Consider the following 12,235-nt stretch of genomic DNA (forward strand, 5'->3'; position numbering starts at 1 on the left):
CGGCGAGCCCTCCGGCACGGCCGGCAAGCCGATCCTCGATGTGTTGCGTGCGAACGGCCTGACCGACTGCGCGGTGGCGGTCACCCGGTATTTCGGGGGGATCCTGCTGGGTTCCGGTGGTCTGATCCGCGCGTATTCGACCGGTGCGTCGCTGGCGGTCAAGGCGGCGAGACGGGCGCGCATCGTGCCGTGCCGGATGTATCGGGTGCGGTTGGAGTACGCGCAGATCGGGTCGTTCCAGCGAATCATGGCGGCGGTCGACGGCGAGCAGACCGGGCAGGAGTTTACTGATCGGGTGACGGTGGAGGTGTCGGTGCCGATGGAACAGGCGGAGACGTTCGAGACTCGGCTGCAGGAGACGTTCAACGCGGCGGTGGTGCCGGAGACGATGGACGCGGTCAACCGCGCCGTGCCGCTGGCGGAGTAGATATCCGGTAGATATGTACCGTCGTTCGAAGTCCCGGCTAAGCTGGAGGGCATGACAGAAGCACCACAGACCCAGCAGCCGAAATTCGAGGCGTTGACGACCGTGTACGAACGCTTGCGGCATTCCACCGATGCGGCGGAATTGAGCGAGTTCGCCCGTCGTCCGTTGCCGGATAAATCCGATCAGGCCGGCTACTCGCGTGCGACGGCGTTGCTGGAGGCCGTGGCGGGCAACCCGCATACGCCGTTGGAGGACCGCATCGCCTTGGCCCAGACCATGCCGTTCCCGAACATCCTCGTGAAGCTGGCCCAGGATGAGTCGGTCGAGGTGCGCAAGGCCGTGGCCGCGAATGAACAGGACAAGAACTGGCTGGTCGGTCGGCTGACCAAGGACGAGTCCGCAGAGGTCCGGGAGGTCGCGCTGCGTAATGCGCGGACATCATGGAAGATGCGGCTTGAGGGGGCGCAGGATCCGCGGACCAGTCCCGAGACCCTGGCGTTCCTGGCGGGATTCGGCGTGGACAGGGAGCCGGGAGGCCCCGCGGTGCTCACGTCGATGATTCGCCGCGCGGTGGCGCTGAACCCCAATACACCGGACGAGGTGGTCTCGGCATTGGCGCAGGATGCGTCCGAGGAGGTGCGCAAGGCGGCTTCGCGCCGGCTGTCACAAGGCTGAAAACGTTGGCATTCTCGGCATGTCCGCCGCGTGGCGCGGTTTACGGCGTTTTACACTGGGACTATGACTGACCAGAGAGAACAAGAGGAACGTCTGTCCCGACCGCTGATTCGACTGGCAAAGATGCTGGGAATCGGAACAAGCTATGTCGGTCAGAGCAACGATTATCACGAGATCGAAGACGATGTGCTGATCGACGTGCTGGCGGCATTGGGGGTGGACGCCTCCAGTGATGAGGCCATCGAGCGGTCCATCAACGCCATCGTGCATGAGCGGTACGGCCGCCTGGTGGCGCCCACGGTGCTGCACACCGCCGGCACAACCGATCACATCCGGGTCAATACGAGTATCATGTCCGTGCCGACGGCCAGCATCACGCTGGAGAACGGGGAGCCGTACGAAGGCACGTTGGCCGTGGTGGGCGACGGCAGCCAGCAGGCGCATATCATCGACGGCAGGTTCATCGCCTCCGCGCTGGTGGAGATCCCCGACGATGTGCCGGCCGGCTACCACACGCTGCATGTGTCGGTGGATGGCCGCACCCAGGATGCCACGCTGATCAGTGCCCCCAGCCGCGTGGAGCTGCCCGAATCGCTGAAAAGCGGCCAGCTGTGGGGCTGGATGGCCCAGCTGTATTCGATTCGTTCCGCGGGCTCGTGGGGCGTGGGCGACTTCGAGGATCTGAAGACGCTGCTGGTGGACGCCAAGCGGCGCACCGGTGCCGATTTCGTGCTGATCAACCCGATGCACGCGGCCGAACCGGTCTCCCCGCTGACCCCGTCGCCGTATCTGCCGGTGTCCCGCAGGTTCGTGAACTTCACCTACATCCGGCCCGAGTCCATCGAGGAGTACCGCACCGCGGACGAATCGGTCAAGGCCCAGATCAACGATCTGCACGACGGCGTGGCCGCGTTGAACGGCGACCCGCAGATCATCGACCGGGACACGATGTGGCGCGCCAAGATGCACGCCCTGTGGATTCTGTTCAAGGTCGGGCGCAACGAAGCCCGACAGGCCGAGTTCGAGGCGTTCAAGCAGTCCTGCGGCGAGGAGCTGGAGGCCTACGCCACATGGTGCCTGTGCTATGACAAGTGGGGCGCGCCGAGCGCGGACCTGAACAACTGGGAGCGTTCGCTGACCAAGGACTCCCCGCAGATCGCGGACTTGCGCAACCAGTTCCCGGATACGCTCGATTTCTACCGTTGGATGGAGTGGGTCGCCACCCAGCAGTTCCGCAGCGCCCAGGAAGCAGCCAAGGAAGCTGGCATGCAGATCGGCGTCATGGCCGATATGGCCGTGGGCGTCCATCCGCTCGGCTGCGACGTCTGGTGGAATCCGGAGCGTTTCGCCAAAGGGGCGACCGTCGGCGCACCGCCGGACTTCTTCAACCAGCAGGGGCAGAACTGGAGCCAGCCGCCGCTGAGCCCGATCGACCTGGAGAACAACGGCTACCGCACCTACCGCGACATCGTGCATGGTATGTTCGCCCAGTCCGGTGCCGTGCGGATCGACCACATCCTCGGTCTGTTCCGCCTGTGGTGGATCCCGGAGGGCAAGTCCGCCATGGAGGGCGCCTACGTCTACTACGATTCGGACATCATGCTGGGCATCCTGGCCATCGAGGCCTCCCGTGTCGGCGGCGTGGTGGTCGGCGAGGACCTTGGCGTGGTGCCGGAGTACGTGGCCGATTCGCTGGCCGAACACGGGCTGTTGGGCTGCGCCGTCGAATGGTTCGAGCAGACCGACGGCGTGTTCCATGAGCCCAGGACCTGGCGCCCGTACGCGCTGGCGTCGGTGAACACCCACGACCTGCCGCCGTGCGCCGGATATCTGGATTACGAGCATGTGCGCATCCGCGAACGGCTTAACCTGCTGACCTGCTCCGCGCAGGAGTTCCAGGCGAGCGCCGTCAAGGAGCACAACGCCATGCTGATGATGCTGGTGGATAACGGCTACCTGGACCCGAAGCTGCTGGAGGATGAGCATGCCAACGAACAGCAGATCGTGGAATCGCTGTACCGTGCGCTCAAGGCCGCGCCGTCCAAGCTGCTGGCCGCCTCGCTGACCGACGCGGTCGGCGAGCATCGCGCGCAGAACCAGCCGGGCACCAACAACGAGTATCCGAACTGGCGTGTGCCGCTGGCCGATGCGCAGGGGAACGTGGTCCCGCTGGAGACGCTGTTCGACAACGCCCGACTGCAGTCCCTGACCGCCATCATGCAGTCCTAAGCCCGGTGGCCTCGAACCGTACGCGTCAAGCCCCTCCGCAAGGAGGGGCTTGCGCTGTTGACAGACCGGAACTATTCGGCAACACGACGGTTCCGCAAAGTCAAGGGCGCTGATATACTAGTCGATTGTTGTGTTTCCCTACGGGGTCCTTCAAAGCGCTTTCCCACTCGCCATCGAGGACTTTCAGGGAGCCCACGGATAATGAGGCCGACGGCAGGCGCGACTGCTTCACGCGACTGGCTGAGGCCCGGAACACAATATATAGAAAAGGTACATCGTGAAAACTTTCACACCGAAGCCAGCTGATCTGACTCATGACTGGTACATCGTGGACGCCACCGACGTGGTGCTCGGCCGTCTCGCCACCCATGTGGCGACCCTCCTGCGCGGCAAGAACAAGCCGACGTTCGCTCCGCATGCCGATTCCGGCAACCATGTGATCGTCATCAACGCTTCCAAGATCGCGCTGACCGGCAACAAGATGGGCAAGGAACTCTATTCTCACTCCGGTCGTCCCGGCGGTCTGCGCCGTGACAGCTACGCCGAGCTGATGCAGAATAAGCCCGAGCGCATCATCATGGCCGCGGTGAAGGGCATGATGCCGAAGAACCGTCTTTCCAAGGTGCAGCTGGATCGTTTGCACATCTTCGCCGGCGAGGAGCATCCTCACACGCCGCAGAAGCCGCAGACCTTCGAGATCACCCAGGTCTCGCAGCAGGGCAAGTGAACCGAAGGGAGATAGAACATCATGGCTGAGAACAACAACTCCGCGGTTCTTGAGACCGAAGAGCTCACCTCCTACACCACCGAGACCAACTCCGGCGCTGGCACCGGCACCTCCACCATCGCCCCGGGCTACGGCACGGGTCGTCGCAAGGAGGCCGTCGCCCGCGTGCGTCTCGTCCCCGGCACCGGCAAGTGGACCATCAACGGCCGCACCCTGGAGGAGTACTTCCCCTCCAAGCTGCTGCAGCGTGAGGTCAACTCCCCGATCGTGCTGCTGAAGCTCGAAGGCAAGTTCGACTGCATCGTCCTCGTCGACGGTGGCGGCACCACCGGCCAGGCCGGCGCCATCCGCCTCGGCGTGGCCCGTGCGCTCAACGCCATCGATCGTGACGCGAACCGCGCCGCCCTGAAGAAGGCTGGCTTCCTGACCCGCGACGCCCGCGTCGTGGAGCGCAAGAAGGCCGGTCTGCACAAGGCTCGCCGCGCTCCGCAGTTCTCGAAGCGCTAAGCCTTACCGGCTATACGAAGCAGGGGTCCAATCCTCACGGGTTGGACCCCTGCTTCGTATTCACGGACTGTGATACAAGTCTGTGCGTTACCAGTCGATCTGTTGGATCAGGCTGATGCTCAGCGCGGGCACGCGCCACACGTTGTCTTCGGGCGTGGGCTGCACAGTTGCGGCCGCGGCGCCCGCAGTCTTTCGTGCGCGAACCGTCTTGCGCTTCGGCTCGTCGCCGCTGGTCACCGCCGAACTCCACAGGCACTTCCACATGCTGTCCGCGGGCAGATGGAAATCCATCGCCTTATCGATACCGTTGATCACAATCAGCACATCCACTTCCTCGTTGGACGTCAGCCGCATCGTGAAGCTGCGAATCGAGGTGTCGAACCAGTCGCCCTCCATCGGCGTGGTGCCGTCCGGCAGGAACCACTGCACCCGGCTGGACGGTTTGAGCAGTCCGAGCTGGGTCAGTCGCGTGAAGAAGTCCTCATGGTGGAACAGTTCCAGCGATTTGCGGATGGCGATGAGCTCCGACACCGCATCGATGCGCCGGCGTTCCGGGGAATCGCTGTTCTTGCGCATCCAATCCCAGTTCAGCCAGGTGATGGCGTTGTCCTGGCAGTAGGCGTTGTTGTTGCCCTCCTGCGTGTTGCGGAACTCGTCGCCGGCCAGCAGCATCGGCGTGCCGAGCGAAAGCAGCAGCATGCCGAACATGTTCATGGCCGCCCGCTCGCGCTTGGCCTCCACCCTGGCGTCCACGCTCGGTCCCTCCACGCCGAAGTTCGTCGAATGGTTCGTGTTCGAGCCGTCGATGTTGTTCTCCCCGTTGGCCTCATTGTGTTTGACGGCGTACCGGGTCAGATCGGTGAGCGTGAACCCGTCGTGGCAGGCCACGAAGTTGATCGACGCCGTCGCGCCGCGGCCGGGGTCGGTGGCGAACAGGTCGGCCGAACCGCATAGTCGCGTGGCGATCTCCTGCATGCCGATGCTACCGGACTTGGTGCCGGCGGCCACATCGGAGAGCCAGAACGTGCGCGTCGTATCGCGGAAGCGATCGTTCCACTCGCCGAACGGCAGTCCGAACTGGCCGGTGCGCCAGCCCTGATTGCCCAGATCCCACGGCTCCATGATGATCTTGAGGTTGCCGAGCAGCAGGTCGCTGCGCAGCGCGTACAGGAACGGGTGGTGTTTGGTGAACTCGCCGTCCAGGCGCGCCAGCGAGGCGGCCAAGTCGAATCGGAAGCCGTCGATGCCGATACGCTTGGCCCAGTACCGCAGCGAGTCGATGGCGAACGCCACCACCGGCGTATTCGTGAAGTCCAGCGTGTTGCCGCAGCCGGTCGTATCCTCCAGCCGGCCGGGATTGCCCTTCTGCTGGCGGTAGTAGGTGAGCGTGTCCAGTCCGCGCCAGCAGACGGTCGGTCCCTCCACGCCGCCCTCGCAGGTGTGGTTGTACACCACGTCCATGATGACCTCGAAGCCTGCCTCGTGCAGGGCGCGCACCATGTCGATGACCTCCTTGCGCACGGCCGCCGCACCCTTGCGTTGCGCGTTGCGGGTGGCGTAGGAGGGTTCCGGCGCGAAATAGCTCAGCGTGGAGTAACCCCAGTAGTTGGTGCCGCCGCGCTCCTGCAGGAATAGCTCGTCCTGCTTGGCCTGAATCGGCAGCAGCTCGATGGACGTCACGCCCAGCCGTTGGAGATAGGAGAGCGTGGTGGGGTGCGCCAGCCCGGCGTAGGTGCCGCGCAGCTCCGCTGGCAGCCACGGGGCGTCGGCGGTGAACCCCTTGACGTGCAGCTCGTAGATCACGGTTTTGCTCCACGGGACGTGCGGGTGGTCGGGCTCGCCCTCGTGCTTGGACTCGTCGCGGTCGTCGATCGCCACCGACATCGGCACCTTGCCCAGTGAGTCGATGGTGCTCATCGCGCCCCACGCCGATCCCTTGACCTTGCCGTCCACGATGTCGCACTGGTAAGAGAACGCCGCCGGATCCAGCTCCATGCGCCCGTCGATGCCCTTGCCGTGCGGGTCGATGAGGAACTTGTACGGGTTGAACCGCACGCCGTGCTTGGGGTCCCAGGTGCCGTCCACACGGAAGCCATAGCGCATGCCGTCCCAGGCTTTGGGCAGGTGCACATACCACAGGCCGTAGTTCGGGCCGCTCATGCGGAACAGCGTCTCGCGCAGATTCAGGGATTCGATGATGCGCGTGGACACGGGGTAGTTGCGGATCTGCGCCACGAACGGCGTGCTCGGATCGTCCACCAGGCGGATCGCCTCGTTGAAGAACGCCGTGGGGCGTCCCAGCGGTTCGATGACGCTCATCCATACCTGATCGGCGTTCTCGGATCGGACCACAACGTCGGCTCCACCATCGTCGGTGAAGTAGAATCCCGGACGCGTGGCATAGCGGTGCAGTGTCGGGTTCTTCATACGACCATTGTACGGAGTGCGGCCGGTTGCCCCGGCGTCGGGGGGTGAACTGGCGTTTTGGGTGCACTGACTGTTCCGGGAAGAGGCGCGGTCCGGCCGCGTCCGGCGGGTGCCGTCTGTTCGGCTGTGTGAGCTCCGGTGAACTGGTAGCGATAACATGAAGCGAAAGACAACAACACAGAACATTCGATGGGCGTTTCAATGGAGAAGCGAACAAAAAGTTACCGTAATCGAACGTTTCCGGTCAGTCTTCAATCATGACACGCTCAATTCGAACCACCCGGCAAAAAGTAGGGTTTATCGGCTAGATTGTGATGCAGGTCACAGAATTTTCGTGACGGTTCCGCCTTGACGTTCGGGGCGGGAGAGAGACACCTTTGCATCTATCAAGATCGAGGAGGACCGAAGTGGCAGAAGCAAAGAAGAATGCGGCACCGGCCAAGCCGACCCCCGAGGAGAAGCTCGCAGCGGCCGAGGCCGAGGTCGACGCCCTGGTCAAGAAGGGTCTCAAGGCCCTTGAGGAGTTCGAGAAGCTCGACCAGAAGCAGATCGACCACATCGTCGCCAAGGCGTCCATCGCGGCGCTGAACAAGCACCTGGTGCTGGCCAAGATGGCCGTCGAGGAGACCGGCCGCGGTCTGGTGGAGGACAAGGCCACCAAGAACATCTTCGCCTGCGAACACGTGACCAACTACCTGGCCGGTCAGCGCACCGTCGGCATCATCCGTGAGGACGACGTCATGGGCATCGACGAGGTCGCCGAGCCGGTCGGCGTCGTCGCCGGCGTGACCCCGGTCACCAACCCGACCTCCACCGCGATCTTCAAGTCGCTGATCGCGCTGAAGACCCGCTGCCCGATCGTCTTCGGCTTCCACCCGTTCGCCCAGAAGTGCTCCGCCGAAGCCGCCCGCATCGTGCGTGACGCCGCCATCGAGGCCGGTGCCCCGGAGAACTGCATCCAGTGGATCGAGCACCCGTCCATCGAGGCCACCGGCGCGCTGATGAAGCACCCCGGCATCGCCACGATCCTGGCCACCGGCGGCCCGGGCATGGTCACCGCCGCGTACTCCTCCGGCAAGCCCGCCCTCGGCGTGGGCGCCGGCAACGCCCCGGCCTACGTGGACAAGGACGTGGACATCGTCCGCGCCGCCAACGACCTGGTGCTCTCCAAGCACTTCGACTACGGCATGATCTGCGCCACCGAGCAGGCCATCATCGCCGACAAGGATGTGTACGACCCGCTGGTCCAGGAGCTCAAGCGCCGCAAGGCCTACTTCGTCACCGACGAGGAGAAGGCCAAGCTCGAGCAGTACATGTTCGGCTGCACCGCCTACTCGGGCCAGACCCCGAAGCTCAACAGCGTGGTTCCGGGCAAGTCCCCGCACTTCATCGCGAACGCCGCCGGCTTCTCGATCCCCGAGGACACCACCATCATCTGTGCCGAGTGCAAGGAAGTCGGCGAGAACGAGCCGCTGACCATGGAGAAGCTGTGCCCGGTCCAGGCCGTGCTCAAGTCCCCGGACAAGGAAACCGGCTTCAAGATGTGCGAGCAGATGCTCGTGCACGGCGCCGGCCACACCGCCGTCATCCACACCAACAACCAGGATCTCGTGCGTGAGTACGGCGTGCGCATGCATGCCTGCCGCGTGATCTGGAACTCCCCGAGCTCGCTCGGCGGCGTCGGCGACATCTACAACGCCATCGCCCCGTCGCTGACCCTGGGCTGCGGCTCCTACGGCGGCAACTCCGTCTCCGGCAACGTCCAGGCCGTGAACCTCATCAACATCAAGCGCATCGCTCGGAGGAACAACAACATGCAGTGGTTCAAGATCCCGGCCAAGACCTACTTCGAGCCGAACGCGATCAAGTACCTGCGCGACATGTACGGCATCGAGAAGGCCGTCATCGTCTGCGACAAGGTCATGGAGCAGCTGGGCATCGTGGACAAGGTCATCGACCAGCTGCGCGCCCGTTCCAACCGCGTCACCTTCCGCATCATCGACTACGTCGAGCCGGAGCCTTCGGTCGAGACCGTCGAGAAGGGTGCCGAGATGATGCGCGAGGAGTTCGAACCCGACACCATCATCGCGGTCGGAGGCGGCTCCCCGATGGATGCGGCCAAGATCATGTGGCTGCTGTACGAGCACCCGGAGATCTCCTTCTCCGACGTGCGTGAGAAGTTCTTCGATATCCGCAAGCGCGCCTTCAAGATCCCGCCGCTGGGCAAGAAGGCCAAGCTCGTGTGCATCCCGACCTCGTCCGGCACCGGCTCCGAAGTCACGCCGTTCGCCGTGATCACCGACCACAAGACCGGCTACAAGTACCCGATCACCGATTACGCGCTGACCCCGTCGGTCGCCATCGTGGATCCGGTCCTGGCCCGCACCCAGCCGCGCAAGCTGGCCTGCGACGCCGGCTTCGACGCTCTGACCCACTCCTTCGAGGCCTACGCCTCCGTGTACGCCAACGACTTCACCGACGGCATGGCGCTGCACGCGGCCAAGCTGATCTGGGACAACCTGGCCACCTCGGTCAACGCCGAGCCCGGTGAGGAGAAGATCAAGGCCCAGGAGAAGATGCACAACGCCGCCACCATGGCCGGCATGGCCTTCGGCTCCGCCTTCCTCGGCATGTGCCACGCCATGGCCCACACCATCGGCGCGCTGTGCCACGTGGCCCATGGCCGCACCAACTCCATCCTGCTGCCGTATGTGATCCGCTACAACGGTCAGATCCCGCTGGAGCCCACCAGCTGGCCGAAGTACAACAAGTACATCGCGCCGGAGCGCTATCAGGAGATTGCCAAGAACCTTGGCATCAACCCGGGCAACACCCCGGCCGAGGGCGTCGAGAACCTGGCCCGCGCCGTGGAAGATTACCGCGACAACAAGCTGCAGATGAACAAGTCCTTCCAGGACTGCGGCGTTGACGAGGACTACTACTGGTCCATCATCGACGAGATCGGCATGCGCGCCTACGAGGACCAGTGCGCCCCCGCGAACCCGCGCATCCCGATGATCGAGGACATGAAGGACATCGCCATCGCCGCCTACTACGGCGTCTCCCAGGCCGAGGGCCATCGCCTGCGCGTCGAGCGCCAGGGCGAGGCCGCGACCGAGGAGGCTTCGGAGCGCGTCTGAGTTGTCTGAGCCAACCGGCCACTGCTGAGCGGCGTGGTGGCGGCGACTGACCGTTGATTGGCCAGCCGCCGCCAGCGATCGCCGATCGGTTCGGTGCCGGTCTCGGATTGACATCCTCAAGGGCCCCGGGCGGATACCGGTTATCCGCCCGGGGCCCACGCATATCCGCAGCGCCTTGCCCCGCTCTGGCTTGCCGTTCCGACCTGTCGGGCCCTTCTGTTGCAGCCCTATGGTGTCGCTGCACCAGATGGTCCATTTGGCTGGTTCCAGCTGTCCCTTTTGCAGTAGTTATGCGGTGTCGCGCAGCGTTTGGGCTAGAACATTAGGGCCGCTGAAATCCATGGGGCGCAGAACGGCGCGTAGACACACACCGTTACGCTGAACACCATCTCCAGCAGCCCCACCGCAATGGGCTTGATACGAATCCTGCGCCCCAACAGCGGCATCGCAACCGCCCTGAGCAAGAGGGCTGTCGCAATGATCGGCAACGGCAGCGTGCCACCCGGAACCGCGCAGGCCAACGCCAGCAACGCCGCATGCCAGATCCATGACGCCGCAAGGTATCGATTGTTGCGACGTTCCCGGATCATCGTCTTGACATACAGCACCGATCCGAACTGCGTCAGCATGAAGATGCCGGCGAGCGCGAGCCCCATGCCGGTCCGTTCCAACAGATCGGGGGCGTCGAAGGCATATACCACGTATGCCATCATCGACGTGGCGATCACCGCCGCCGCATTGGCCCACAGTGACCTTTCCCTGCGCAGCCATGCGCACAGGAATGAAACGCCGGCGCATACCGCATACAGCGGTGCCCACACCAGAATCAGCGGATGCATCGCCAACAGCGGCACGCCCGCAACCGCTAACAGCGCGGCGTAGGTCAGCACCGGCGGCAGGTATCGACGCTGGAATCGTGACCGTAGCCATCTCGCCGCCGTGAACTGCACGCAGTAGCACAGCAGCCATGCGCCCGTCAGCCACAGTCGGCCGACGTCGAACCCTCCGATCACCATGCCGGCCAAGGCGGGTAGCAGCGCCAAGGCCCATGCTCCGGGCTGATCCGGAACCCAGTCCTTCGTGGACAATGGTCGGGACGGTTCGCTTCGCTTCACGTTCATGCTCTCCAGTTAATCAGCGTGCTCCGCCCCTGTCCAGACTATTTTTCTGCGCACTTTTCCCGGACTCTGATCTATCGTGACTCTGATCCATCATGCTAACCCCGGAATCTCAGCGTTTTCGGGATAAGCGAACAGGCCGAATAGATCAGAGTCACGGTGGCTGCGGTAGAGTGTGCGAAGAACCATCCGACGGCGGGGAGGACTGCGATGCCGACGCGTGAGGGACGCTACGACCTGATCGATACAATCCGCGGGATCGCCATCATCAGCATGGTGATCTTCCACTTCTGCTACGACGTGTTCATGGTCTACGGACAAGACCCCTCCTGGTACTCGCGGCCCGCCGTGCACATCTGGCAGCAGTCGATCTGCTGGACATTCATCCTGGTCTCCGGATTCGTGTGGTCGTGGGGGAGGAGCGGCAACCTCAAGCGCGGCATCATGCTGAACGTCTGGGGCCTGGCGATCAGCGGGGTGACGGTGCTGGCCATGCCCGCCGAGGCGGTGTGGTTTGGCATCCTCAACTGCATCGGCTGCGCTGTACTGTTGATGATCCCGATGGAGCCGGGGTTGCGGCGGATTCCCGCGGCGATCGGTCTGGTTGCGGCCTTTGCACTGTTCGTGGTGTTCAAGGATGTGCAGCTGGGGTATCTGGGCGTGCCGGGCGTGCTCCGGTTGGAGCTGCCCGATTGGCTGTACGACTGTCGGGTGCTGACCCCGTTCGGCTTCCCGTTCCCGGGCTTCCGATCCAACGACTACTTCCCGATTCTGCCGTGGCTGTTCCTGTATATCTGCGGGTATTTCCTGAACCGGATCGTGATGGCGATCCGCCCGTCGCAGTCTGTGGCGCGGCATGGACTGGCACCGCTGTCGACGGTCGGTAGATACAGCATCTGGATCTATCTGGTGCATCAGCCCGTCTGCATGCTCATCTGCATACTCCTGTTCGGCTACGTCTGAGGGCGACACGCCTGCGGAGCCG

9 protein-coding genes are annotated in these 12,235 nt (G+C 63.9%); 7 read left to right on the forward strand and 2 right to left on the reverse strand.

Going from position 1 to position 12,235, the window contains the following annotated elements:
- The 5 genes from B4C31_RS03690 to rpsI all read left to right on the forward strand — a co-directional run.
- The coding region (locus tag B4C31_RS03690) for a YigZ family protein (protein WP_291531383.1) at positions 1 to 427 on the forward strand (427 nt) is incomplete at its 5' end.
- Between the two features lie 51 nt (positions 428 to 478).
- Positions 479 to 1,102, forward strand: a complete 624-nt coding sequence (locus B4C31_RS03695) for an AbrB family transcriptional regulator (protein WP_278710744.1) — start codon at positions 479 to 481, stop codon at positions 1,100 to 1,102.
- 63 nt (positions 1,103 to 1,165) lie between these two features.
- Complete coding sequence (gene malQ / locus B4C31_RS03700; RefSeq protein ID WP_291531384.1) at positions 1,166 to 3,331, forward strand: 4-alpha-glucanotransferase; 2,166 nt, start codon at positions 1,166 to 1,168, stop codon at positions 3,329 to 3,331.
- Positions 3,332 to 3,608: 277 nt separating this feature from the next.
- Positions 3,609 to 4,058, forward strand: a complete 450-nt coding sequence (gene rplM / locus B4C31_RS03705) for a 50S ribosomal protein L13 (RefSeq protein WP_033505267.1) — start codon at positions 3,609 to 3,611, stop codon at positions 4,056 to 4,058.
- A 21-nt stretch (positions 4,059 to 4,079) separates the two neighbouring features.
- On the forward strand, positions 4,080 to 4,565 hold the full coding sequence (rpsI, locus tag B4C31_RS03710) for a 30S ribosomal protein S9 (protein WP_033505266.1): 486 nt from the start codon (positions 4,080 to 4,082) through the stop codon (positions 4,563 to 4,565).
- Between the two features lie 87 nt (positions 4,566 to 4,652).
- On the opposite strand, the gene glgX is transcribed toward rpsI, so the two are convergent.
- On the reverse strand, positions 4,653 to 6,992 hold the full coding sequence (gene glgX / locus B4C31_RS03715; protein ID WP_414631837.1) for a glycogen debranching protein GlgX: 2,340 nt from the start codon (positions 6,990 to 6,992) through the stop codon (positions 4,653 to 4,655).
- 407 nt (positions 6,993 to 7,399) lie between these two features.
- Between glgX and adhE the strand changes: the two genes are divergently transcribed.
- Positions 7,400 to 10,132 (forward strand): bifunctional acetaldehyde-CoA/alcohol dehydrogenase, encoded by a 2,733-nt coding sequence (gene adhE / locus B4C31_RS03720; RefSeq protein WP_288921243.1) that lies wholly within the window; start codon positions 7,400 to 7,402, stop codon positions 10,130 to 10,132.
- Positions 10,133 to 10,446: 314 nt separating this feature from the next.
- On the opposite strand, the gene B4C31_RS03725 is transcribed toward adhE, so the two are convergent.
- On the reverse strand, positions 10,447 to 11,253 hold the full coding sequence (locus B4C31_RS03725) for a YwiC-like family protein (protein WP_291531385.1): 807 nt from the start codon (positions 11,251 to 11,253) through the stop codon (positions 10,447 to 10,449).
- A gap of 207 nt (positions 11,254 to 11,460) precedes the next feature.
- Between B4C31_RS03725 and B4C31_RS03730 the strand changes: the two genes are divergently transcribed.
- Positions 11,461 to 12,213 carry a heparan-alpha-glucosaminide N-acetyltransferase gene (locus tag B4C31_RS03730; protein ID WP_291531386.1) on the forward strand — a complete coding sequence of 251 codons (753 nt, stop codon included), beginning with the start codon at positions 11,461 to 11,463 and terminating at the stop codon, positions 12,211 to 12,213.
- Positions 12,214 to 12,235 lie beyond the last annotated feature (22 nt).

The organism is Bifidobacterium sp. UBA4282, from assembly GCF_002394995.1.
GTDB lineage: Bacteria > Actinomycetota > Actinomycetes > Actinomycetales > Bifidobacteriaceae > Bifidobacterium > Bifidobacterium pullorum_B.